The 24087-nt window shown below is 62.1% G+C and carries 23 protein-coding genes; 16 read left to right on the top strand and 7 right to left on the bottom strand.

What is annotated here, in order from left to right:
* Window positions 1–41 precede the first annotated feature (41 nt).
* The 5 genes from RA26_RS22745 (at window position 42) to RA26_RS16450 (ending at window position 4238) form a co-directional block, all read left to right on the top strand.
* Window positions 42–302 carry a hypothetical protein gene (locus RA26_RS22745; protein WP_152612648.1) on the top strand — a complete coding sequence of 87 codons (261 nt, stop codon included), beginning with the start codon at window positions 42–44 and terminating at the stop codon, window positions 300–302.
* Window positions 303–389: 87 nt separating this feature from the next.
* Window positions 390–1535 (top strand): aminomethyltransferase family protein, encoded by a 1146-nt coding sequence (locus RA26_RS16465; RefSeq protein ID WP_039185417.1) that lies wholly within the window; start codon window positions 390–392, stop codon window positions 1533–1535.
* 71 nt (window positions 1536–1606) lie between these two features.
* Complete coding sequence (locus tag RA26_RS16460) at window positions 1607–2218, top strand: dimethylamine monooxygenase subunit DmmA family protein (RefSeq protein WP_039185415.1); 612 nt, start codon at window positions 1607–1609, stop codon at window positions 2216–2218.
* Complete coding sequence (locus RA26_RS16455; protein WP_039185413.1) at window positions 2215–3180, top strand: PDR/VanB family oxidoreductase; 966 nt, start codon at window positions 2215–2217, stop codon at window positions 3178–3180. Before RA26_RS16460 ends, RA26_RS16455 begins: the two co-directional genes overlap by 4 nt.
* Before the next feature lie 11 nt (window positions 3181–3191).
* Window positions 3192–4238: a heme-dependent oxidative N-demethylase family protein gene (locus RA26_RS16450; RefSeq protein WP_039185412.1), complete on the top strand. Its 1047-nt coding sequence runs from the start codon at window positions 3192–3194 to the stop codon at window positions 4236–4238.
* Window positions 4239–4547: 309 nt separating this feature from the next.
* Here the strand turns inward: RA26_RS16450 and RA26_RS16445 are convergent, their stop codons facing one another.
* A complete protein-coding gene (locus RA26_RS16445) occupies window positions 4548–5204 on the bottom strand; it encodes a helix-turn-helix domain-containing protein (RefSeq protein ID WP_052272457.1) in 657 nt (218 codons plus the stop codon).
* A gap of 544 nt (window positions 5205–5748) precedes the next feature.
* Between RA26_RS16445 and RA26_RS16440 the strand changes: the two genes are divergently transcribed.
* Window positions 5749–6477: a FadR/GntR family transcriptional regulator gene (locus tag RA26_RS16440; RefSeq protein WP_039185466.1), complete on the top strand. Its 729-nt coding sequence runs from the start codon at window positions 5749–5751 to the stop codon at window positions 6475–6477.
* Between the two features lie 6 nt (window positions 6478–6483).
* On the opposite strand, the gene RA26_RS16435 is transcribed toward RA26_RS16440, so the two are convergent.
* Window positions 6484–7785 carry an ABC transporter substrate-binding protein gene (locus RA26_RS16435; protein WP_039185409.1) on the bottom strand — a complete coding sequence of 434 codons (1302 nt, stop codon included), beginning with the start codon at window positions 7783–7785 and terminating at the stop codon, window positions 6484–6486.
* A gap of 162 nt (window positions 7786–7947) precedes the next feature.
* On the opposite strand from RA26_RS16435, the gene RA26_RS16430 reads away from it, so the two are divergent.
* The 3 genes from RA26_RS16430 (at window position 7948) to RA26_RS16420 (ending at window position 11117) form a co-directional block, all read left to right on the top strand.
* Window positions 7948–9294, top strand: coding sequence for an NAD(P)-binding domain-containing protein (locus RA26_RS16430; RefSeq protein WP_039185407.1), 1347 nt, complete (start codon window positions 7948–7950; stop codon window positions 9292–9294).
* A 93-nt stretch (window positions 9295–9387) separates the two neighbouring features.
* A complete protein-coding gene (locus RA26_RS16425) occupies window positions 9388–10392 on the top strand; it encodes a GlxA family transcriptional regulator (RefSeq protein WP_039185406.1) in 1005 nt (334 codons plus the stop codon).
* 11 nt (window positions 10393–10403) lie between these two features.
* Window positions 10404–11117 carry a type 1 glutamine amidotransferase gene (locus RA26_RS16420; protein WP_039185405.1) on the top strand — a complete coding sequence of 238 codons (714 nt, stop codon included), beginning with the start codon at window positions 10404–10406 and terminating at the stop codon, window positions 11115–11117.
* 68 nt (window positions 11118–11185) lie between these two features.
* Here RA26_RS16420 and RA26_RS16415 read toward each other — a convergent pair whose 3' ends face one another.
* The 5 genes from RA26_RS16415 to hpaR form a co-directional block, all read right to left on the bottom strand.
* Complete coding sequence (locus RA26_RS16415; protein ID WP_039185403.1) at window positions 11186–11767, bottom strand: sarcosine oxidase subunit gamma; 582 nt, start codon at window positions 11765–11767, stop codon at window positions 11186–11188.
* Window positions 11760–14771 carry a sarcosine oxidase subunit alpha family protein gene (locus RA26_RS16410; protein ID WP_052272456.1) on the bottom strand — a complete coding sequence of 1004 codons (3012 nt, stop codon included), beginning with the start codon at window positions 14769–14771 and terminating at the stop codon, window positions 11760–11762. Before RA26_RS16410 ends, RA26_RS16415 begins: the two co-directional genes overlap by 8 nt.
* An 11-nt stretch (window positions 14772–14782) precedes the next feature.
* Complete coding sequence (locus RA26_RS16405; RefSeq protein ID WP_039185401.1) at window positions 14783–15070, bottom strand: sarcosine oxidase subunit delta; 288 nt, start codon at window positions 15068–15070, stop codon at window positions 14783–14785.
* A gap of 13 nt (window positions 15071–15083) precedes the next feature.
* On the bottom strand, window positions 15084–16334 hold the full coding sequence (locus tag RA26_RS16400) for a sarcosine oxidase subunit beta family protein (protein WP_039185399.1): 1251 nt from the start codon (window positions 16332–16334) through the stop codon (window positions 15084–15086).
* Window positions 16335–16609: 275 nt separating this feature from the next.
* On the bottom strand, window positions 16610–17050 hold the full coding sequence (gene hpaR / locus RA26_RS16395; RefSeq protein WP_039185398.1) for a homoprotocatechuate degradation operon regulator HpaR: 441 nt from the start codon (window positions 17048–17050) through the stop codon (window positions 16610–16612).
* 114 nt (window positions 17051–17164) lie between these two features.
* Between hpaR and RA26_RS16390 the strand changes: the two genes are divergently transcribed.
* The 7 genes from RA26_RS16390 (at window position 17165) to hpaH (ending at window position 24083) form a co-directional block, all read left to right on the top strand.
* Window positions 17165–17557 (top strand): 5-carboxymethyl-2-hydroxymuconate Delta-isomerase, encoded by a 393-nt coding sequence (locus RA26_RS16390; protein ID WP_039185396.1) that lies wholly within the window; start codon window positions 17165–17167, stop codon window positions 17555–17557.
* Window positions 17557–19068 carry a 5-carboxymethyl-2-hydroxymuconate semialdehyde dehydrogenase gene (gene hpaE, locus RA26_RS16385; protein WP_039185395.1) on the top strand — a complete coding sequence of 504 codons (1512 nt, stop codon included), beginning with the start codon at window positions 17557–17559 and terminating at the stop codon, window positions 19066–19068. Before RA26_RS16390 ends, hpaE begins: the two co-directional genes overlap by 1 nt.
* A gap of 39 nt (window positions 19069–19107) precedes the next feature.
* Entirely contained in the window at window positions 19108–19962 is an 855-nt protein-coding gene (hpaD, locus tag RA26_RS16380; protein ID WP_039185394.1) for a 3,4-dihydroxyphenylacetate 2,3-dioxygenase, read from the top strand.
* Window positions 19963–19975: 13 nt separating this feature from the next.
* Complete coding sequence (gene hpaD / locus RA26_RS16375; protein ID WP_039185392.1) at window positions 19976–20956, top strand: 3,4-dihydroxyphenylacetate 2,3-dioxygenase; 981 nt, start codon at window positions 19976–19978, stop codon at window positions 20954–20956.
* Between the two features lie 66 nt (window positions 20957–21022).
* Entirely contained in the window at window positions 21023–22435 is a 1413-nt protein-coding gene (locus tag RA26_RS16370; protein WP_039185390.1) for a pyridoxal phosphate-dependent decarboxylase family protein, read from the top strand.
* The gene (locus tag RA26_RS16365; RefSeq protein WP_039185388.1) at window positions 22435–23286 is read left to right on the top strand and encodes a fumarylacetoacetate hydrolase family protein; all 852 of its coding nucleotides are present in this window, start codon (window positions 22435–22437) and stop codon (window positions 23284–23286) included. Before RA26_RS16370 ends, RA26_RS16365 begins: the two co-directional genes overlap by 1 nt.
* Window positions 23283–24083, top strand: coding sequence for a 2-oxo-hept-4-ene-1,7-dioate hydratase (gene hpaH / locus RA26_RS16360; protein WP_039185386.1), 801 nt, complete (start codon window positions 23283–23285; stop codon window positions 24081–24083). The genes RA26_RS16365 and hpaH overlap by 4 nt, the downstream gene beginning before the upstream one ends.
* Window positions 24084–24087 lie beyond the last annotated feature (4 nt).

Here is a 24087-nt window from a genome sequence, read left to right as displayed (position 1 = left end):
CCGCCACTTGCCCCAAAGCCTCAAACATCCAACAGCTTAGCATGCTGTTTGCGACTCATTTCGAGGCCGCTCCCCTCAAACACGGCCCGGTTGAACACGGGGCTGACCTGCTGAAATGCGGCAGAATCACTCAAGCTTCCGCCGCGATCCAAGCCGATTCTTCCCCTCAAACGCGTCATCTGGCTGCTGCCGCAACCCCAAGCAGCTCGCAGGCTAGACCGTTTCAGGCCAGTTCATGCCGCAAACACGTTCGAAACCTGCCTTTTAAGAAAAATCTTTTTCCTGATAGGAATATTCATTGACATGGCGCCCCCTCCTTTGGCTAACTGGACCAGACCAAAGGAACCAGATCAAGAATTTTGGTCCGCACCAATAGGGAGACGCACACAATGGCCATCATCTGGCGGACTTCAGCACTGGCACAGCGCCACAAGGAAATCGGCGGCGAGCTGGAAGATTGGAACGGCATGGGAACCGCCTGGTTCTATGACCACACCCCCGAGCGCGCCAAGGCCGACTATGAGGCGGTCCGCACCAAGGCAGGCCTCATGGACGTGTCCGGCCTCAAGAAAGTCCACGTCGTGGGCGAGCACGCCGCCCAGGTCATTGACCGGGTCACCACCCGCAACGTCGAAAAGATCATGCCGGGCCGCTCCACCTACGCCTCAATCCTGAATGAACAGGGCAAGTTCGTGGACGACTGCATCATCTACCGCCTATCAGTGAACAGCTGGATGGTTGTGCACGGCACCGGCACCGGCATGGAGCAGCTCAGCTCCGTTGCCGCCGGCAAGAACTGCTCGGTTGTGTTCGATGACAACCTGCACGACATGTCGCTGCAGGGCCCTGTCGCCGTGGACTTTCTGGCCGAATATGTGCCGGGCATCCGCGATCTGGCCTACTTCGGCATTATCCAGACCAAGCTGTTCGGCTGCCCGGTGATGATCTCGCGCACCGGCTACACCGGCGAGCGCGGCTATGAGATCTTCTGCCAGGCTAAGGACGCGGTGCATCTCTGGGACAGCATCCTGGACAAGGGCAAAGGAATGGGCATCGTTCCCGTGCAATTCTCCACCCTCGACCTGCTGCGCACCGAAAGCTACCTGCTGTTCTATCCGGGCGACAACTCCGAGACCTACCCGTTCGACGATGAGCCCTGCGGCGACACGCTGTGGGAACTGGGCCTCGAGTTCACCGTTTCCCCCGGCAAGACAGGCTTCATCGGCGCCGAGAACCACTATGCCGCCGAAGGCAAGGAACGCTTCAAGATCTACGGCGTCATGCTGGATGGCAAGATCCCCGCAGACGAAGGCGCGGACCTCTTGCAGAACGGCGAGAAGGTCGGCGTGGTCACCTACGGCATGTACTCCGAGGTAAACAACCACAACGTGGGCATAGCCCGGATGCCGGCCGCCTGCGCCAAGCCGGGCACCAAGCTGACCGTCCGCAACGGCGACGGCACCGAGATCGCCGCCACCGCCGAAGAGATGCCCTTCTACGACAAGGACAAATCGATCCGCACCGCAAAGGGCTGATCCGGATCCCGGGCGCTCCCGTTCGGGGGCGCCCGCTTTCGTTCACCCGGACTGCAGGAAAAGCGACCCACATGTCTAAGACCGAATTCCCCCCTTCAATCACCAGCCGCCCGGTTTACGGCGAGCTTGAGGCCCGCTCCGGCAGCGGCCACCTGATGATCGCCGACGCCGAAGGCGCCGAGGCGCTCCTGGAACTGGCCAAGTCTGCGGACAAGGATTTCTGGGCTAAGGCCCATATCATCTACATCCCCAAGAAAACCGGCACCAAGTACAGCAGCCAGCTGGAGGAGTTGGGTGCGGGCCAATACTACGCAGGCCCCTCTTATGAGGCCGCGCAAAGCCGCATCCGCCGCGCTCTGCAGGATTGCCACATGGGCACCCAGGTGTATCTGAGCGGCACCGAAAGCCTGATGGGCCAGGCCATGGCCGAAGCCACAGCCGCCGGCATCCCGCACACTGCGATCCAGACCGAACACCGCGGCTCCACCGCGCGGCGCATGCAATGCGTGCACTGCAAGGGCATTACCGAAGATGTCACCACCGACCCCTTCGAATGCAGCCACTGCGGCCTTAGCCTGTTCGTGCGCGATCACTATTCGCGCCGCCTCGCCGCCTTTCAGGGCGTGCGGGTGGACGCCGAGGATCCGGGCAACATCCCCGAGAAAGTGGAGCTGTTCAAATGAGTGCTGGCACCGCAAAACTGAATGTCACCGTTGCCGAGGTCAAACCAATCAATGACCTTGTCACCCGTTTCAAATTCGTCCGCACCGGCGGCGGCGACCTGCCCACCTTTTCGGGCGGAGCGCACACGGTTGTGGAAATGCAGGACGGCGATATCACACGGCTCAACGCCTACTCGCTGATGTCCAATCCAGCCGATCGCGGCGCCTACACCATCTCAGTGCGTCGCGACGACCAGGGCCGCGGCGGCTCCAAGTTCATGCACAGCAAGGTCAAAGAGGGCATGGAGATGGTGATCTCCAACCCGGTGAACCTGTTTTCGCTGGATCTTCGCGCGAAGAAACACCTGATGCTGGCCGGCGGCATCGGCATCACCCCCTTCATGGCGCAAATGCACCAGCTTTCGATGATGGGCGGCAATTTCGAGCTGCACTATTCGGTCCGCACAGCCTCTCTCGGCACCTACGCCAAGGAGCTGGCAGAGCGCTACCCGGGCAAGGTGCACATCTACCATGACGACCAGAAAGAGGCGATCGACCTCAAGACCCTGCTCGCCAATCAGCCGCTAGGCACGCACGTCTATGTCTGCGGCCCCAAGGGCATGATCAACTGGGTGCATGGCACGGCAGAGGAAATGGGCTGGCCCCGCGAGGCGGTGCATTCCGAGGAATTCCTGGCCCCCGCCTCCGGCAAGCCTTTCGAAGTGAAATGCGCGGTCTCCAACAAGATCGTTCAGGTCGGCGAGCATCAATCGCTGCTGGAAGCCCTGGAAGCGGCCGGCATCGACGCCCCCTACCTCTGCCGCGGCGGCGCCTGCGGCCAGTGCGAAACCAATGTCATCGGCTATGACGGCAAGTTCCTGCACTACGACCACTGGCTGACCGACGAGCAAAAGGCCGGCGGCAAACACATCATGCCCTGCGTGTCGCGCTTTGAAGGCAAGACACTGGTTCTGGACCGCTGAGGGAGAGAAAGATGACTATCCAATTCAACGACGAAACCTTCCACGGCGACTTCACCTTCAAGAACTCGGAGTGGGCAATTAAGCGGTTCCCCTTCCCGTTCCACGAAGACAGCTACATGTATTCGGTGAACATGGAGCCGCACACCTCCTACCGCCCCGGTTCGGTGTTCGAACGCACCTTCGACGTGGATGAGCACTATGTCTCGGAAATGAAGGACCGCGCCCGGGTGCTGGCCAATGACCCGCTGCGCTGCCAGTCGCTGCCGCATATGACACTGGCAGGCTGGGACCTGGTCGAGCTGATCATGGAAGCCAAGGCGCGCGAGTACCCGGACCTGTTCGAACTGCACAAGGACGGCAACCGCTGGCGCTGGGTGAACAAACCGCTGGGCATCGACGACACTTTTACCTTCCTCGATGAAAGCACCCTGCCCTACGGGCCGATGGAATACATCACCCGGCAGACCCAGGGCGACTTCGCGGTGCTCGACCAGCGCGACGACAATCTGTGGATGGATGCCGGCATGGTCACTACCCAGGCCGACTGGTCGCTGGACTTCGATATCGGCATGAACTTCTTCGAATGGCACGCTCCGGTGCCCAAGGCACATGAGATGGGCATCTTCGTGCGTGCGCTTAAGTTCCTCCTGAACATCCAGCAGGGCCAGCCCGCCCGCCGCCTGAACTGGACGATGACGGTCAACCCGCTGTTGGACACCAGCCCCGAGAACTACCACAAATGGGGCACTATGAAACAGGGGCTGACGATGGAGAACATCGGTGAGAAGCAGCACCTGCGGGTCGAACTGCAGACCTTCTTCCGCCTGCCCCGCTCCAACGCGCTGGTGTTCCCGATCCGCTGCTACCTGATCCGGTTCGAGGATCTGGTGACGGTTCCGAAATGGGCGCGCCGCCTGCACCGGGTGATCCGCGACTTGCCGGAGGAGCTGGCAACCTACAAGGGCTTCATCGACAACAGGCCGCTGATGGTGGAGTACCTGTCCCAGTTTGACGACGGCAGCCCGACCTCGGACGGCATCTGGCCCGACGACGACTGATCCCGAGCGGACGCGCGGGCCGTCCCTACCCCTGTCAACCAGGCCCGCTTCACTGACTGCCGCTGCCTCTGGCTCCGGCAGTTTCTTTTTGCCCTAAGAAAGCAGGCTCTCCCGCCCCCGCATCAGGCCGCAGGCTGCGCATGCCGCCCGCACGGCCTTGGGCCGGGCAGCGCGCCTTGCGCACTGCGGGCACTTTCCGGAAACGCTGCCTCAGAATGCAACAGCGCCGCGCATTGCGCGACGCCACGCTCAACGGAAAAGCGGTATCTTCTGATGCCGCGGAACCGGCGGGAGCACCGCCTCAATGCGTCAGCTCGATTGAGGATAGGATATGATCGACAGATAGCGCGCCGGCAGTTTGACCAGGCTTTCCGGCCCATGCGGTGCATCCGCATCAAAAAACAGCGTATCGCCCGGCTTCAGAGGGTACACCTTGTCGCCATGGCGGTAGTCCACCTCGCCTTCCAGCATATAGAGCATTTCCACCCCGTCATGCTGGAAGGTCGGGAACACATCCGACTCCTCAGTCAGGGTAATCATGTAAGGCTCGACCATCACGCCGGAGGCATTCGCGCCCAGATGCCCCAGCAACTGGTACTGGTGGCCCGCCCGCGTGCCCGCGCGCTCTGTCTCCGCACCTTCACCGGACTTGGTGTGCACCGCCTCGCGGCTTTCCTCGAAGCGCCGGAAAAAGGAGGTGATCGGCACGCTCAGCGCATTGGCCAGCAGCTGCAAAGTGGTCAGCGACGGCGAGGTATTGCCGTTTTCGATCTTCGACAGCATGCCGATCGACAGCCCGGTCAGATTGGCCAGATCCGCCACTGTGATCCCCTGCTGCCGCCGGAAAGACCGCACCTCGCGGCCGATCGCCACTTCCAGAACTTTTTCTGCACCGTCGCGGACCCGGTGCGGGTCTTGGGAAAGGTTTTGTGCCACTGCGTCACTATCATCTTTGAGTTTAGCCACTGTGTTATCTTCCTTATGGACGGCCTCTGACAAGCGCGCAGCAGCCGATATGTAAAAACTTTCCCGGACGCAAGGAATGTTGCGAATATAATTTTACTGTCATTACATGTTTTTCCCAACCCTTTACCGTCAGAGGAAAGAAATTTCTTGCGGTGACGTTGCGCAAAGCGTTGTACTAGGCCCGCCCGCCAGCCCAGAGGGAAAGGTCCAGCCGCCGCCAGGCACCCCGCCGGGCACGTCCCGCCATTCTGCGGACCAAAAGGGGGGACCAATTCCAGAACCCGTCAGCAAAACACGTTGACGCAAGAGTTCAAAACGGAACAAAAACAGGGGGCTACGGTAAATTTCCCAAACACGCGGAAACACCACAGAACAGAACCAATTTACGCACCCGTCCTTGCTGATCCGCGCTGGAGCCGCTAACCTGAAGGCTAATCGCCGCTGTAAGAAACGCTGCAAAATCCGCCTGAGACGGCACATGCAGCTCTGTTACAGCATTCAGGAGCAGGGTTTCCCGCTCATACGGCCCGAAACAAGACAGACCATGAGCTCAGCGGAAGAAACCACTTCGCAAATTCTGACCACCCATTCCGTCGGCGCCACGGTGCAGGTGGTGATCGACACGCTGTTTGCCCGGATCAAATCCGGCACCTACCCGGTGGACACCCGGCTGCCCTCGGAACGCACGCTGGCGTCCGAACTGGGGGTGGCCCGCAACACCGTGCGGGAGGCGCTGGATGTGCTGGCCGCCCAGAACGTGATCCACCGCCGGGCCGGCTCCGGCAGCTTTGTGAAATACCGTTCCGACCCCAAGCCGGAAACCGCCTCCTACAGCTCGCTGGCCAACGAGGTTTCACCGCTCGACCATCTTGTGGTACGCGGCATTCTGGAACCGGAGCTGGTGCGGCTGGCAGTGATCAACATGACCCCGCGCCAGATCGAGGAGCTGGACCAGATCCTGTCACGCGTCGAGGCTGTGCGCACCGATCCCGGCGACTTCATCGATGCGGAGGAGGACCTCTATCGCAAAATCGCCGAGGGCACTGGCAACCCGCTGCTGCACTCCTGTTATGAGCTGACGATCGAAGCCTGCCGCCTGTCCTACCGCACCGCTCTGCGCCGCCGCCACCTGACACCGCAGCGGATTCAGGACTACCAGAAACGCTACAACACGCTGTTCAACGCTATCGCCTCGCGCGATGTGGAATCGGCAGTCGAGTTCATCAAGCTGCACCTGATCGACGAGCAAAAACTGCTGCTGCAGGAGGTCTGAGCCCGCTCAGCCCTCGACCGCGCGCGAGCTGACTTCACGCCCCGGCGCATCGCTTTCCAGCCGCTGGTGCCACAGCTGCCCCAGCGCCTCCATCTCCGCTTTCAGCAGGCTGGAATGCTGCGACAGCCAGGCGGGGATCGATTTGAAATCCGCAATCTGCGCCTTGCCTCCCTGGATCGTCACCACCGGCCAATCACCGACCAAAGCGTTGGAAATACCGAATATTTCATCACCCCACCACTCCGCGTGGCCAAAGGCATGGGTAACATGGCCCAGCTGTTTCATCGCCGCCAGCACCGACGGGGGCGCAACCGACCCCGCTTTCTCCACCGCGCTGTGCCAGATATCCAGGATCGCCACATATTCCCAGCTCACCGCAGACCACGTACCGGGGAAACGGCGGTTATACTCCTCAAAAAACACATGCGGACGGTTGAAGAAAAACGCCTTCTCCCGCAGCATCGGATCGTCAAAATCCGGGAACTGGAACACCACCCCTTCCATGAAATCCGGCGAAGTTCTCGCCACCAGCCGGTCATAGCCATCCATGGTGCAGCTGATGATCTGCCCTTTGAAGCCCTTGGCATGGGCATATTCGGTCATGGCGTGCACCATCGGCGCATAGGATGAACACCAGCACAGGATGTCCGCACCGCTGTCCAGCATCGGATCCACCACCGGCGCCGGATCACTGGCACCAGGATCATACTGCACCTCGTGCAGGATCTCCTTGTCCGCCGCCTTGAACGCCGCCCGGTAGACCGCTTGCGAAGGCAGACCCAGAAGATCGAACTGGCTGCACAGGGCCACCGTTTTCAGCTCCGGCCGGTTTTCCGCCAGCCAGGACACCCCGGTCACGTTCTGGATCGGGTGCGCCTCGCTTGGCGCAATCAGATAGGGCGTGTCCGGCGACAGGTCGCTGGGCAGCAGCGTGGAGGTCAGCACCTTGTTGCGCATCAGGAAATCCCGCACCGGCGCAAAGGTGTCTCCGCCCAGCATCAGCATCAGCTTGACGTTGTGGTTCTTGACCAGTTCAACCGCCCCTTCCAGCGCACGTTCAGGATCGTAGCCGCAATCGTATGAGTGGATCCGGATCGGATAACGGCGGCCGCCGATCAGCACCCCGCCGGCCTTGTTCAGCCCGTCCTCCCAGATCCGGCAGCCGTTCAATCCGGGCAGCCCCCAGCTCTCCACAGGGCCCGAAAGCGGGCCGAGGAACCCGATATTCACTGATTCTGCCATCCCTACGGACAGCCGCGGCAACGCAGCGCGGGCGGTTAGCTGGTGCACAAAACTGGTCGTCTTCATGTTTGAAATCCTACCAACAAAACAATGCGTTTCCAGTCCAATTTCGCCCAAAAACATTCCGCATGTGAAAAAATGTTGACTTATTGGTGCAAGTTTGGACCTAATTGGACCAGACCAAATGAGCCAAATTAAGATATTGGTCCGAACCAACGGGAGAACCAGATGACCAAGAAACGTATTGCCATTATCGGTGCCGGCCCTTCAGGCCTGGCCCAGCTGCGCGCCTTCCAGTCCGCGGCCAACAAGGGCGAGGAGATCCCGGAAATCGTCTGTTTTGAAAAGCAGGACGACTGGGGTGGCCTGTGGAACTACACCTGGCGCACCGGCCTGGACGAAAACGGCGAGCCGGTGCACTGCTCGATGTACCGCTACCTGTGGTCCAACGGCCCCAAGGAAGGCCTGGAATTTGCCGACTATTCGTTCGAGGAGCACTTCGGCAAGCAAATCGCCTCCTACCCGCCGCGCGCCGTGCTGTTCGACTACATCGAAGGCCGGGTAAAGAAGGCAGAGGTGCGCAAGTGGATCCGCTTCAATTCCCCGATCCGCTGGGTCGAATACAACGAGGATCAGGGCAACTTCACCGTCACCGTCCACGACCACGCCAAGGACAGCACCTACAAGGAAGACTTCGACCACGTGATCTGCGCCTCAGGCCACTTCTCGACACCGAACGTGCCGTTCTACCCCGGTTTCGACACTTTCAACGGCCGCGTGCTGCACGCCCATGACTTCCGCGATGCCCGCGAATTCGCCGGCAAGGACATCCTGCTGCTCGGCTCCTCCTACTCCGCCGAAGACATCGGCTCCCAGTGCTGGAAATACGGTGCCAAGTCGATCACCACCTCCTACCGCTCGGCACCGATGGGCTTCAAATGGCCGGACAACTGGGACGAGGTTCCGGCGCTGGAATCTGTCTCCGGCAACACTGCCACCTTTGTTGACGGCACCCAGAAAGAGGTCGACGCGATCATCCTCTGCACCGGCTACAAGCACTTCTTCAACTTCCTGCCGGACGATCTGCGCTTGAAAACCGCCAATCGCCTCGCCACCGCCGACCTCTACAAAGGCGTGGTTTACGCCCATAACCCCAAGATGTTCTATCTGGGCATGCAGGATCAGTGGTTCACCTTCAACATGTTCGACGCCCAGGCCTGGTGGGTCCGCGACGCGATCATGGGCAAGATCGAGATCCCGGCGGACAAGGAAACCCTGCTGGCCGACGTCAAGGAACGCGAAGCGCGCGAGGAAGCCTCGGACGACGTCAAATATGCGATCAAATACCAGGGCGACTACGTGCTGGAACTGATTGAGGAGACCGACTACCCGACCTTCGACGTGGCTGGCGCCTGCCAGGCCTTCTATGAATGGAAAGGGCACAAGGCCCAGGACATCATGGCCTTCCGCAACAACTCCTACAAATCAGTGATCACCGGCACCATGGCCCCCGTGCACCACACCCCGTGGAAGGACGCCCTGGACGACTCGCTGGAAGCATATCTGCAGAACTAAGCAGATACGCCTGCGCCGTTTTCCCCTTCCTGTACGGCGCAGGCACCCCTTCGCCGCTGTGCGAATCTCTCTTCGCAAGCTATAATTCACCTCATGCAGCGCGATAACACCATGACACTCGGCTTTCTGATTTTTCCCGGCTTTCCAATGGCCTGCCTGACCTCGGCCATCGAACCCCTGCGCGCGGCAAATGAAATTGCCGACTCCGAAACCTTCCGATGGAAACTGGTGTCCGAAACCGGCAGCAGCGTGAACGCTTCCGCCAATGTGGCCTTCCAGCCGGACTGCGCCCTGGATGAGGCCGACGGCGTCGATACCCTGTTCCTCCTGTCCAGCCCGCAAGGCAAATTCGAGGATCCAAAGGCCTCCAACGGCAAGCTGCGCCACCTGGCCCGGCACGGCACCACTATGGGTGCAGTCTCCGGCGGCGTTTTCCCGCTGGCCCGCTCCGGCCTGCTCGACGGCCACAGCTGCTCGGTTCACTGGTGCTACAAGGCGGCGTTCACTGCCGAATTCCCGTCCCTCGCCACCGTCGATGACGTGATCGTGCTGGACCGCCGCCGGTTCACCGCCAGCGGCGCCGCGGCGATGTTCGACCTGTCGCTGAAGCTGATCGAGCGCGCCATGGGCGATGCCGTGATGACAGAGGTCGCCTGCTGGTTCCAGCACCCGATGGTCCGGGCTGAGGGCGTCCGCCAGAAAATTCCCGCCTTCAAGACCGACAGCACGGCCGACAGCCTGCCGCCGCCGGTGGCCAAGGCGGTTGAGCTGTTTGCCGACAACCTTGAGCACCCGGTGTCGATCCGCGATGCGGCCAGCGAAATCGGCGTCTCGCCGCGCCAGCTGGAACGCAGCTTCAAGGCCGCGACCGGCCAAAGCCCGGCAATCTATTACCGCACCCTGCGGATGAACGCGGCGCGTCAGCTGGTGATGTACTCCCGCGACTCGATCACCTCGATCGCCAATGCGGTGGGCTATGCCACCTCTTCCACCCTGTCGCAGCACTACCGCGAAAGCTTCGGCGTCACCCCGCAGGAGGAACGCCGCAAGGTGAACCTGTTCAGGGTCCAGGACAACCGGCCCATCCCCTCAGCCTGACCGGAGACGCCATGCGCATACTCGTTTTTCAGCACCTGGACTGTGAGCACCCCGGCGCCTTCCGGGACCTGAAGCGGGAATGCGGCATTGACTGGCACGTTGTTGAATTGGACCAGGGAGACCCGATTCCGGAGATGGAGCCATTTGATGCGCTTTGGGTCATGGGCGGCCCCATGGACGTCTGGGATGTTGCAGAACACCCCTGGCTTATTGCCGAAAAGCGGGCAATCCGGCACTGGATCAAACATATCGGCAAGCCCTTTCTGGGGCTGTGCCTTGGCCACCAGCTGCTGGCCGACGCCCTGAACGGTACCTGTGGCCCGCAACGCCCGGCCGAGGTTGGCATCCGCCGGGTATCCCTGACAGAAGCCGGGCAAAACGACGCCCTGTTTGCAGGGCTGCCCGTGCAAATGAATGTTCTGCAATGGCACGGCGTTCAGGTGGCGCAAGCCCCCGAAGGGGCAGAGATTCTGGCAAGCTCAGCCAATTGCCCGATTGAGGCGATGCGCGTTGGCGCCAATGCCTGGTCCATGCAGTTCCATGTTGAAGCCGAGGAAGACACGGTTGCCAACTGGGCCACGATCCCAGCTTATCACGCGGCGCTTGTGGAAACTCTGGGTGCGGATGGCCTGGGCGCCTTTCAGGCCGAAAGTGATGCCTGTATGGATGAGTTCAGGACCTGTTCCCGAACCATTTTTGCCAATTTCCTGAAACAGATGCAGTGATGCTCAAAAAAACAGGTTCCGGGGACCACCCCCGAAACCTGTTTTTTAAGCCGCTTGGGTGCAGCGCCTCAGATCACCGACTTCGCCGCCGCCACAAGCGCGTGATGCAGCGATGCCGCAGAGGACCGCGGGCCTATGATCGAATATCCCTGTCCGGGCATCTGACACAGCAGGAACACACCCAGATGCTCCATCGAGGTCCGGGTGGCATCACCCGCCTTGCCCGCACGGACATTGGCGTTGCTCAGCCGCTCCAGCACATCACAGCAGCGCGGGCCTTCCATATCGAAACGGCACCAGCCGTCGGTCTGCTCCACAACAGAGCCCGCCTCGCCAACTGCCTGCTTCAGCTCACCCGCCATCAGTTCGTGGCTGTCATGCGGGGCAGAGACCATCCACAGGTCCGGCCCCATCCACCAGGCAGCAAACACACCGTGCTCAGTCCAGCAGGCTGGTTCCGGCAGGGCGCCGCCCAGATAAGACGCAACCGCAGATTTCACGGCATCTTCACTGCCTTGGCGTGCCGCCAGCGAGGCCAGCGCCCGGTCGGTGACTTCCCGGATCTGGAGACCTGTGAAGACATCCACCCGCCGCTCATGCCCGCCCAGCGGAGAGATGGCTTTCAGCCCATGATTATCAAACTTACCCACGGAGACGCTCCCCTTCCGGATCCACAAAATGCGCGCTGACAACTTCGACCTGGGTCTCATGCCCTTCCAGCGGATTGACTGCACGGATGACTTCACCCTTGCGGGCATCGCCGTTTTTCAGAAAGCCGATCCCGATCGAAGACTTCAGCACCGGCGAATAGGCCACCGACGTGATATAGCCCTGATCGGTGGCCGCACTGACTTCGCCGTCAGAGTTCATCAAATGCGCGCCGGCATAGACCGTGGCACTTGAATCCACCGGCTTGAAACCGACCAGCTTCAGCGCATCGTCCTGGTTCATCCCTTCGCGCTCACTCAGCACATTGCCGATGCAGTCTTTCTTCTTGCTGACCATCCGGCCCATGCCCAGGTTCAGCGCCGAGGTGGTGCCGTTCAGCTCATTGCCCGCGGCATGGCCCTTCTCGATCCGCATGACGCCCAGCGCCTCGGTGCCGTAAGGCACTGCGCCAAACTCCTCCCCCGCTTCCATCAGCTTGCGGATCATCGCGTCGCCATAGCGGGTCGGCACCGCAATCTCATAGGCCAGTTCGCCCGAGAAAGAGATCCGGAACAGCCGCGCCCGGCAGCCGCCCGCGACGGTGATCTCACCGCAGCCCATGAAGGGGAACGCCTCGTTCGAGATGTCGAACTCCGGATCCACGACCTTTTGCAAGAGCTTGCGGGCATTCGGACCCGCCACCGCGAACTGCGCCCAGGCCTCGGTTGTCGAGATCAGCTGCACATCCATGTCAGGGAACAGGCACTGGCGCGCAAATTCCATGTTGCGGTAGACCAGAACTGCGTTGGCGGTGGTGGTGGTCACCACGAAATGATCCTCGGCGAACCGCGCGGCGGTGCCGTCATCATAGGCAATGCCATCCTCGCGCAGCATCAGGCCATAGCGGACCTTGCCCACCGGAAGTTTGGCAAAGGCATTGGCATACATCTTGTTCAGGAACTCGGCGGCATCCTTGCCCTGCACGTCGATCTTGCCCAGCGTGGTCACATCGCAGACACCGACAGAGTTGCGGGCCTGCAGCACCTCGCGGTCCACCGACTGACGCCAATGGGTTTCGCCCGCCTGGGGGAACCACTGCGCCCGCAGCCACTGGCCCACTTCGACAAACACCGCACCCTGCTCCTCGGCCCATTTGTGGCTGGGAGTTTTACGGGTGGGGCGGAATTCCTCGCCCACCGAGCGGCCTGCCATCACACCAAAGGAGACCGGCGTGTAGGGCGGGCGGAACATGGTGGTGCCGACCTCGGGGATCTGCTTGCCTGCCAGTTCGGCCATGATCGCCAGACCGCCCATGTTGGAGGTCTTGCCCTGATCGGTCGCCATGCCCAGGGTGGTATAGCGCTTCAGATGCTCGACCGAGCGGAAGTTCTCCTGGTGCGCCAGTTTCACGTCCTTGACGGTGACGTCGTTCTGCTGGTCCAGCCAGGCGCGGCCCTTACCTTCCTTCACATACCAGAAGGGGGTCACGTTGACCGGGGCATCCTCGGCCTCGGGCAGATCACCAGCCTTAGCTTCAATGCCCAGCTCGGACAGAGCGGCCACGGCCCCGTCGGCACCGGCACGCAGCGCGGCAGCGGTGGAGAAATCGCCATTGGCGGCACCGGCGACGACCATGTTCTGCGGCAGCTCGCCCGCGGGCACAAAGGCAGCGATGTCCTCGCGCCAGGCGGGGCGGCCGCGCTGGTGGCAGGTCAGATGCACGTTCGGGTTCCAGCCGCCGGACACCGCCAGCGCCCCGCAAGGCACATCGCGGGTGATACCGCTGGCCAGACGCAGGCGGACGGATTCCAGCCCCAGACGGCCCTTGGTGTCGATCACCTGCGCACCGGCAAACAGCTCTGCCCCTTCGACCGCGGGCGCATCGGCGCGGGTGTCAATCACTGCAGTCACCTTGACGCCCTTGGCGATCAGGTCGGCGGCTGTGCGGTGGCCGTCGTCGTTGTTGGTGAAAACCGCAACCGTCTGATCCGGTGTCACCGCCCAGCGGTTGGCATAGGCACGCACGGCGCCGGCCAGCATCACGCCGGGACGGTCGTTGTTCTCAAACGCGATGGGACGCTCGGTGGCACCCGCCGCCAGCATCGCCCGCTTGGAATAGATCCGCCACAGAATCTGCCGCGGCTTGCCCGCCTCCGGCGCCAGAACATGGTCGGCAGTGCGCTCAACCGCGCCATAGATACCATGGTCAAAGGCGCCGATGATGGTGGTGCGCGGCATCACCCGCACGTTCGGCATCGCCGCCAGTTCCGCTTGCGCCTGCTCAACCCAGGCCGCGCCGGTCAGGTCGCCGATGCCGAAGGTTTCCGCATTCAGGCGCCCGCCCAGCAGGAAGTCTTCGTCGGCGATGATCACCTGCGCCCCGGCCCGGCCAGCCGTCAGTGCCGCCATCAGGCCGGTCGGACCGGCCCCGATGACCAGCAGGTCGCAATGCAGGAAACCCTTGTCATAGGCATCCGGATCCGCCTCGAAACTGATGCTGCCCAGACCTGCCGCCTTGCGGATGATCGGCTCGTACAGCTTCTCCCAGAACGCCGCCGGCCACATGAAGGTCTTGTAATAGAAACCCGCGGTCAGGAAGTTCGAGAACCGGTCATTGATCGCCATGAAGTCATGCTGCAGCGACGGCCAGCGGTTCTGCGAGTTTGCTTCCAGCCCATCATACAGCTCTGCCACGGTGGCACGGGTGTTCGGCTCCTGCCGCCCGCCGCTGCGCAGCTCGACCAGCGCGTTCGGCTCTTCCGAGCCGGAGGTCAGCGGCCCGCGCGGACGGTGGTATTTGAACGACCGGCCCATCAGCCGCACGCCATTGGCGAGCAGAGCCGAGGCCAGCGTGTCGCCCTCGAACCCCTTGAAGCGTTTGCCGTCAAAGGTGAAGGACAGCGGCTTGCCGCCCTTGATCAGCCCGCCATCCAGGCGGTTCACCTGCACGCCCTTGCGAGCACCGGTGCCGCCGTCGGCCTGAAAGGCCACGCGGCCGGCATTCATCACTGCGTCAGTCATTTGCTGCGCCCCCTTGCCCGGGCCACATCACGGGCCAGTTCGACATTCAGGATTTCATGGGTCACGGTGTTGCGGGTCACCACCAGCCAGGACCTGTCGCCCTGCTCGTGGAACCACAGTTCACGGTGCTCGCCCGCCGGGTTGTCGCGCAGATACAGGTAGTCGTGGAACTGATCCGCTGCATTGTCGGCCTGCCAGTCCGGCCGGTCGATCAGGCTGGCGTCCCCCAGATAGGTGAACTCCTGTGAATCCCGCGGCCCGAGGATCGGATGGTTGATAATCATCTGCTTTCCTTCCTCAGTGCAGGTTCGGCTGGGCGCCCTGGCCCTTTTCGTCGATCATCAGCCCCTTGCGGAACCGGTCGAGCCGATAGGCCGTTGCCACCTTGTGCGGGGTATCGGTCGCCAGCAGATGCGCATAGCACCAGCCCGAGGCTGGGGTTGCCTTGAACCCGCCGTAGCACCAGCCGCCGTTGAAATAGAGCCCGTCGATATGGGTCTTGTCGATGAAGGGGGAGCCGTCCATCGACATGTCCATGATGCCGCCCCAGCTGCGCAGCATCCGCACCCGGCCAAGCGCCGGGATCAGCGCCATGCCGCCTTCCATCACGTCCTCGACCACCGGCAAATTGCCGCGCTGCGCATAGGAGTTGTACATGTCCAGATCGCCGCCAAAAACCAGGCCGCCCTTGTCCGACTGGCTGCAATAGAAATGGCCCGCGCCAAAGGTGATGACCCCGTCCAGCACCGGCTTCAGACCCTCGGACACAAACGCCTGCAGCACGTGGCTCTCGATCGGCAGGCGCATACCCGCCTTCTCCATCACCCGGCTGGAGGATCCGGCCACGCAGCTCGCAACCTTGTTGGCGCCAATGAAACCCTTGGTGGTTTCCACGCCCAGACACTTGCCGTTTTCGATCTTGAAGCCGGTGACTTCGCAGTTCTGGATGATGTCCACGCCGCGCAGGTCTGCCCCGCGGGCATAGCCCCAAGCCACCGCGTCGTGGCGAACGGTGCCGCCGCGGCGGTGCAGCAGCCCGCCCTTGATCGGGAAGCGCGCATTGTTGAAGTTCAGGAACGGGTACATCGCCCGCACACCGTCGGTATCCAGCAGCTCCGCGTCAGAACCGTTCAGGATCATCGCATTGCCCCGGCGCCGTGCCGCATCGCGTTGCGCATCGGTGTGCACCAGGTTCAGAATGCCGCGCTGGCTGACCATGGCGTTGTAGTTGAAGTCCTGCTCCAGTCCTTCCCACAACTTCAGCGACAGCTCATAGAACGGCTCGTTGCCGTCCAGCAAGTAATTGGAGCGGATGATGGTTGTGTTGCGGCCCACGTTGCCGCCGCCGATCCAGCCCTTCTCGATCACTGCGACATTGGTGATGTTGTGGTTCTTGGCCAGGTAATAGGCCGTCGCCAGCCCGTGCCCGCCGCCGCCGATGATCACCACATCGTAGCTTTTCTTGGGTTCCGGATCACGCCAGGTCGGGCGCCATCCCTTGTGGCCCGTCAGGGCCTCCTTGATCACTTTCAGGCCGGAGTACCGCATGATGTCCTCATCAACTGTCCCCGGCAGATTGAGTGAGAAATGCGTCACATCACAGGGGGATTTCGGACATCAGCAGCGCCATTTGCGTCACAGGCGGGAAATCACCTGTGCAGATGCAGCATCACAGGTTGCAGAAATGCGGGTTCAAATCACAGTTATGCAATTGTTTTTATTTGAGAATCAACACAAAAACCACTGAGCTTCCAAAAAACCGAATAACCAGGCCCATTTGCGTCACCCACCCCGGCATCCGCGCCAAATGCGGCAAGTCCGACTCACTCCGGCAGGTCGATCTGGTCCAGCTCGTTCAGCAGATCCAGCAGAGCCTCATAGCGCTCCACCCCCATTTTCAGGCGGGTCCGCTCCATCAATTCCAGGCTGGCCTCTAGGTTGTCAGCAATGATCCTTTCCCCCGCAGGCGCAATCCGCACCACCTGACGGCGGCGGTCTTCTTTGTCGCGCTCGCGGCTGATCAGCTGTTTCTCTTCCAGCTTCTGCAGAATGCGTGTCAGGCTGGGCAGCAGCAGGCAAGCCTTATCCGCAATCTGCGTCGGATCAATCGGCCCGCTCTCCTGCACCACCCGCAGCACGCGCCATTGCTGCTCAGTCAGCCCCGCACCGCTCAGCAGCGCGCGGATCGGCCCCATCACGCGTTCCCGCGCCCGCAGAAGGGCGATTGGCAGCGAACGGTCGGTGGAGGGCATCATCCTGGTCATGCGTGATTATCACTCCGCTTCCAGCTAAACGCAATTGCCGCTTGGGTTTCTTCTGCTTGACTCACCATTGCACAATTGCTAAACATGTTAAGTAATTCAGGAGAGGTAACGCAGATGCCGCACATCACGCTGGACTACTCGGCCAATATGGAAGCGCACGCTGACATCGCTGCGCTGTGCCACCACCTGCGGCAGGCCGCAGCAGAGACCGGCATCTTTCCCCTAGCGGGCATCCGGGTGCGCGCCTTTGCAGCCAATCATGCCTCCATTGCCGACGGCAGTGACCAGCACGGCTACCTCGACATCTCCATCCGGCTGCGCGCGGGTCGTGACCTCGACACCCGCAAACGTGCCGCCCAGGCGGTGTTCGACGCTGCCGAGGATTTCCTGAAACCAGCCATGCAACAGCACTCCATCGCCCTGTCGCTGGAGATGCGCGACATCGACCCTGAGCTTTCCCCGAAATGCGGCACCATCCGCGACCACATGCAAAAGGCGGACCAGTGATGAGCGACCTGACCACCAACATCGAAACGCTGAACAGCCACTTGGCCCGCTTTCGCACCGACGGGATCCTGAACCTCATCGGCGGTGAAAGCCGCCCCGCTGCCTCTGGCGCCACGTTTGAGACATCCTCGCCAGTGGATGAAAGCGTGATCTGCCCAGTTGCCAAAGGCGGCGCAGAGGACATCGACGCGGCGGCAGCGGCCGCCAAGGCCGCCTTCCCCGCCTGGCGCGACATGCCCGCCTTGGAGCGCAAGAAGATCCTCAACCGCATCGCCGACCTGATCGTCGAACGCGCCGAGGAAATCGCCCTGTGTGAATGCTGGGACACCGGCCAGGCCCTGCGTTTCATGTCCAAAGCAGCACTTCGCGGCGCCGAGAACTTCCGCTTCTTTGCAGACAAGGCGACCTCCGCCCGCGACGGCCAGCAGCTGCAATCGCCAACGCTGATGAACGTGACCACCCGGGTGCCGATCGGCCCGGTCGGCGTGATCACCCCGTGGAACACACCGTTTATGCTGTCCACCTGGAAAATCGCGCCCGCCCTGGCGGCCGGCTGCACCGTGGTCCACAAGCCGGCTGAGTTCTCCCCCCTCACCGCCCGCATCCTAGCAGAGATCGCCCACGAGGCCGGCCTGCCCGCCGGCGTCTGGAACCTCGTCAACGGCTTTGGCGAGGACGCAGGCAAGGCGCTCACCGAACACCCCGATATCAAGGCCATCGCCTTTGTCGGCGAGAGCAAGACCGGCTCGATGATCATGAAACAGGGCGCCGACACCCTGAAGCGGGTGCATTTCGAACTGGGCGGAAAGAACCCGGTGGTGGTCTTCGACGACGCCGACCTCGACCGTGCGCTGGATGCCGCCATCTTCATGATCTACTCGCTGAACGGCGAGCGCTGCACCTCTTCCTCGCGCCTCTTGGTGCAGGAGAGTATCGCAGACGAGTTCGAAGCCAAACTGATCGAGCGCGTCAACAACATCAAGGTCGGCCACCCGCTGGACCCGGCCACCGAGGTTGGCCCGCTGATCCACAAGGTGCATTTCGACAAGGTCACATCCTATTTCGAGACCGCCAAGCAGGACGGCGCCACCATCGCCGCCGGCGGCACCCGCGCAGGCGATCAGGGCTGGTTCGTGCGCCCGACCCTGTTCACCAATGCCACCAACGACATGACCATCGCGCAGGAGGAAATCTTCGGCCCGGTCCTCACCGCGATTCGCTTCAAGGACGAGGATGAGGCTCTGTCATTGGCCAATGACACCCAGTACGGGCTCACCGGCTATGTCTGGACCAACGACCTCACCCGCGCCCTGCGCTTCACAAACGCGCTGGAGGCCGGGATGATCTGGGTGAACTCGGAAAACGTCCGCCACCTGCCCACCCCCTTTGGCGGGGTCAAGGCCAGCGGCATCGGCCGCGATGGCGGCGACTGGTCGTTCGAGTTCTACATGGAACAAAAACACATCGGCTTTGCCCTGGGCCACCACAAGATCCCGCGCCTCGGCGCTTGACCTCAAGGAAACGCGCACCCCGTCTTTGAGGAGAAGACCATGGGAGAAATCGTTCTCGCCGCCAAATGCACCCATGTGCCCACCATGCTGATGTCGGAACAGCCCGGCCGGCTGGAGGGCGCCCGCAAACCCGCCATCGACGGCCACCGGGAAATCGCCCGCCGCGCCAAGGCGCTCGGCGCTGATACTATCGTGATCTGCGACACCCATTGGGTGATCAACGCAGGCTACCACATCAACGCCAACAGCCGCTTCAAGGGGCTGTTCACCTCCAACGAATTTCCCCAGTTCATCCAGAACCTGCCCTATGAGTACGCGGGCAATCCGGACCTCGGCGATGCCATCGCGGCGGCGGCCTCGGACAAGGGCGTTTATACCCTGTCGCACCAGCTCGACTCGCTGGAACTGGAATACGGCACCCTGGTGCCGATGCGCTTCATGAGCCGCGAGGGCGATTTCAAGGTGGTCTCCATCGCCGCCTGGTGCACCGTCCACGAACACGGCGAAAGCCGGGTGATCGGCGAGGCCATCCGCGCGGCGGTTGAGGCCTCGGACAGCAAGGTCCTGCTGGTCGCCTCCGGCTCGCTCAGCCATAAGATCTGGGCAAACAAGGATTATGCCGCCAACAATGGCACCTTCACCATCAGTTCCGAGTTCAACCGCCAGATGGACCTGCGGGTGCTTGAGCTGTGGCAGAAGGGCGACCACGCCACCTTCCTCAAAATGCTGGGCGAATACGCAGAGTTCTGCTGCGGCGAAGGCTCCATGCACGACACCGCCATGCTGTATGGCGCGCTTGGCTGGGACAGCTACACTGCCCCCTGCGAAGTGATCACCGAGTATTTCCCCAGTTCCGGCACCGGCCAGACCAACGTGATCTTCCCGGTTCAGTAAAAGGAGACCCTAAATGCCCGTCCCCGCCCCGAACCTCTATCCGCCCTTCAACATCGTGCGGCTCAGCCACGTTGAATACGCCGTGACCGACCTCGCCGCCTCCCGCGCCTTCTATGTGGATACGCTTGGTCTGCAGGTGACGCATGAGGACAACAGCCGCATTTACCTGCGCGCGATGGAAGAACGAGGCCACCACTGCATCGTGCTGGTTCAGGCGGATGAGGCCTCGGTCGGCGTCCTGGGCTTCAAGCTTTATGATGAGCCGGATCTGGACAAGGCAGCCGAGTTCTTCGCCTCCAAGGACCTGCCGGTGGAATGGGTGGACCGTCCCCACATGGGCCGCACCTTGCGCACCCGCGACCCCTGGGGCATCCCGCTGGAGTTCTACGTCAAGATGGACCTGCTGGAGCCGATCCACCAGAAATACAGGCTCTATAACGGGGTAAAACCGCTCCGCATCGACCATTTCAACATGTTCAGCGCAGATGTGGACGGTGCGGTTGCCTTCTATAACGAGATGGGTTTCCGGACCACCGAGTTCACCGAAGATGATGAGAGCGGCAAGGTCTGGGCCGCCTGGATGCACCGCAAGGGCGGCGTGCATGACGTGGCCTTCACCAACGGCCTCGGCCCCCGCCTGCACCACACCGCCTTCTGGGTGCCGAACCCCTTGAATATCATTGACCTCCTGGACCTGATGTCGACCACTGGTTATGTCGATAACATCGAGCGCGGCCCCGGCCGCCATGGCATCTCCAACGCCTTCTTCCTCTATGTGCGCGACCCGGACGGCCACCGGATCGAGATCTACTGCTCTGACTACCAGACCGTCGACCCGGACCTGGAGCCGATCAAATGGTCGCTCACCGACCCGCAGCGTCAGACCCTCTGGGGCGCCCCAGCGCCGCGCAGCTGGTTCGAGGAAGGCTCGGTGTTCGAAGGCACCACTCCGAAACCCAGCGCCTTGAACGCGCAGCCGATAATTGCACCCTGAACATCAGGATCGCGACCCTCCCGAGGGTGGGCGCAATCGCGCCCCGGTATAAGTAAGGTAAGAAAAATGAAATGGGATGAATTCTCCGAATGGGGCCGCAAGGTCGCGGACTGGACACAGGACTACCACCTGACCGTCGGCGACCGCCCGGTGCGGGCCAAGACCGAACCCGGCGAGGTGCTGAACGCCCTGCCCCAAACCCCGCCTGAGGACGGCGAGGGGATGGAGGCAATCTTCCGCGATTTCGAAGACATCGTAATGCCGGGCATCACCCATTGGCAGCACCCGCGCTTCTTTGCCTATTTCACCTCCAACGCCGCCGCGCCTTCTGTGCTGGCGGAATTCCTCGCCTCGGCCATCGCGCCGCAATGCATGCTGTGGCAAACCTCGCCCGCCGCGACCGAAATGGAAACGCGGATGATGGATTGGCTGCGCCAGGCGCTGGACCTGCCGGACAAGTTCCAGGGGGTCATTCAGGACTCTGCCTCCTCCGCCACCCTCGCCGCAGTGCTGACCATGCGGGAAAAGGCGCTGAACTGGCAGGGCAACAGCCAGGGCCTGTTCGGCCAAAAGCCCCTGCGTATCTACTGTTCTTCTGAGGTCCACACTTCCATTGACCGCGCCATCTGGGTTGCAGGCATCGGCCAGCAGAACCTGATCCGTGTGCCGATCAAAGGTGACTGGCGCGGCATGGACCCCGAAGCGCTGGAGGCCGCCATCCAGGCCGACCTCGCCGCAGGCCACCAGCCCGCGGGCATAATCCTCTGCGTCGGCGGCACCGGGGTGGGCGCCACCGACCCGGTGGATCAGGTGCTGGACGTCGCCGAAAGATACGGCCTCTACACCCATGTCGACGCCGCCTGGGCCGGCTCCGCGATGATCTGCCCGGAATACCGCCACTACTGGCCCGGCGTCGAACGCGCCGACAGCATCGTCTTCAACCCGCATAAATGGCTCGGCGTGCAGTTCGACTGCTCCGCCCATTTCCTGAAGAACCCGGACGATCTGGTCCAGACCCTTGCCATCAGCCCGGAGTACCTCAAGACCCACGGCCATGACGGCATCATCAACTATTCCGAATGGTCGGTGCCGCTGGGCCGCCGCTTCCGCGCGCTGAAAATCTGGTTCCTGATCCGCACCTACGGGCTAGAGGGGCTGCGGCAACGGCTGCGCAACCACATTAACTGGTCAAGCCAGCTGCACGAAAAGCTCCAGTCAGAGCCTGATTTCGAGATCACCAGCGCGCCGATGTGGTCGCTCTGGTCGTTCCGCTATGCGCCCGAGGGCGCCGCAGACCTCGACGATCTGAACCTGCGGCTGGTCAATGCCATCAACGGCGACGGCCGCATCTACCTGACCCAGACCCGCCTCGACGGCCAGCTGGTAATCCGCTTCCAGGCAGGCCAGTTTGAGACCACCGAAGCCGACGTGATGATGGCCTTCGATGTCATCACCGAAATCGCAAGGAGCCTGACCTGATGCGCTATGCCACCTACGTCGCCGACGGCGAGACTTTCTATGGCGCCGTGACGGACGCCGGCATGATCGCCCTGTCGCCGCAGTTCCCGCACTGGCCCACCCTGCGCGACGTGATCGCGGCAGGCGGCCTGCCCGCACTGGCTCAGGCCGCCGAGAGCCAACCCGTCACCCACAAGGATTTCACCTATGAGATCCCCATCCCCAACCCGGAAAAGATCATCTGCGTAGGCGTCAACTTCCCGGACCGCAACGCGGAGTACAAGGACGGCTCCGCCCAGCCCAAGCACATGTCCCTGTTCCCCCGCTTCCCGCGCTCCTTCACCGGTGCCGGGCGCCCGCTGATCCGCCCGCCGGAAAACCACACGCTGGATTACGAAGGCGAGGTTGCAGTGGTGGTCGGCAAGGCAGGGCGCCGGATCAAACCGGAAGACGCCTACGATCACATCGCGGCTCTAACACTGGCGAATGAGGGTACCATCCGCGACTGGGTCCGCCACGCCAAATTCAACGTCACACAGGGCAAGAACTGGGACAATTCCGGCTCTATCGGCCCTTGGCTTGTGCCCTTCACCGACGCCGCCCAGCTGGATGACGCCCGTATTGTCACCCGTGTGAACGGAGAGATCCGTCAGGATGACACCCTCAACCGGATGATGTTCCCGATCCGCGAGGAGATAGCCTATATCTCGACCTTCACCACGCTGCAGCCCGGCGACGTGATCATCACCGGCACTCCGACCGGTGCCGGCGCTAGGTTCGACCCGCCGAAATACCTGGTTCCCGGCGATGTGGTTGAAGTTGAAGTGGAAGGCATCGGCATTCTGCGCAACACCGTTGAGGATGAGGCATGACCCCCGAGCAGCATCAGGAAGCCGCCGACAGATTGTTCAAGGCTGAGCAAACCGGCCAGCAATGCGGCCTGCTCTCCCTCGCCTATCCCGGCATGACGCTGGATGACGCTTACGCGGTGCAAGAGGCTCTAATCAGGCAGAAACTGGCCTCTGGCCGGAAGAAGATCGGCTGGAAAATCGGCCTCACCAGCCGCGCCATGCAGCAGGCGCTGAACATCACCACGCCCGATAGCGGCGTGCTGCTGGACGATATGCTGTTTGCCAATGGCGCCACCGTGCCCGCAGGCCGCTTCATCCAGCCGCGGGTGGAGGCCGAAATCGCCTTTGTCATGAAGTCCCCCCTCGCGGGCGCCGAGTGCACCCGCGACGATGTGCTGGCTGCCACGGACTATATGGCGCCCTCGCTGGAAATCCTCGACACCCGCATCCTGCGCGCAGACCCGGCAACCGACCAGGCCCGCATCATCACCGACACCATCAGCGACAACGCCGCCAATGCCGGCCTGGTGCTGGGAGCAGAGCGCCACGCTGCTGACGCACACGACCTTCGTTGGACCGGCGCTATCGTGGCCCGGGGCAGCACGGTGGAGGAAACCGGCCTCGGCGCGGGTGTTTTGAACGATCCCGTCACTTCAGTCCTGTGGCTGGCCCGGCGGATGGCCGAATATGGACAACAGATCGAGGCCGGGGATATCGTGCTCTCAGGCTCTTTCATCCGCCCCATCGAATGCCCGCCGGGCACGGAGATCGCCGCAGATTTCGGCCCCTTCGGTTCTGTGTCCATCAATTTCGCCTGACAGG

Source organism: Leisingera sp. ANG-M7, from assembly GCF_000813965.1.
Lineage (GTDB): Bacteria > Pseudomonadota > Alphaproteobacteria > Rhodobacterales > Rhodobacteraceae > Leisingera.
Note: the sequence above shows the minus strand (reverse complement) of the source record. Positions and strands in the feature narration are given on the sequence as shown.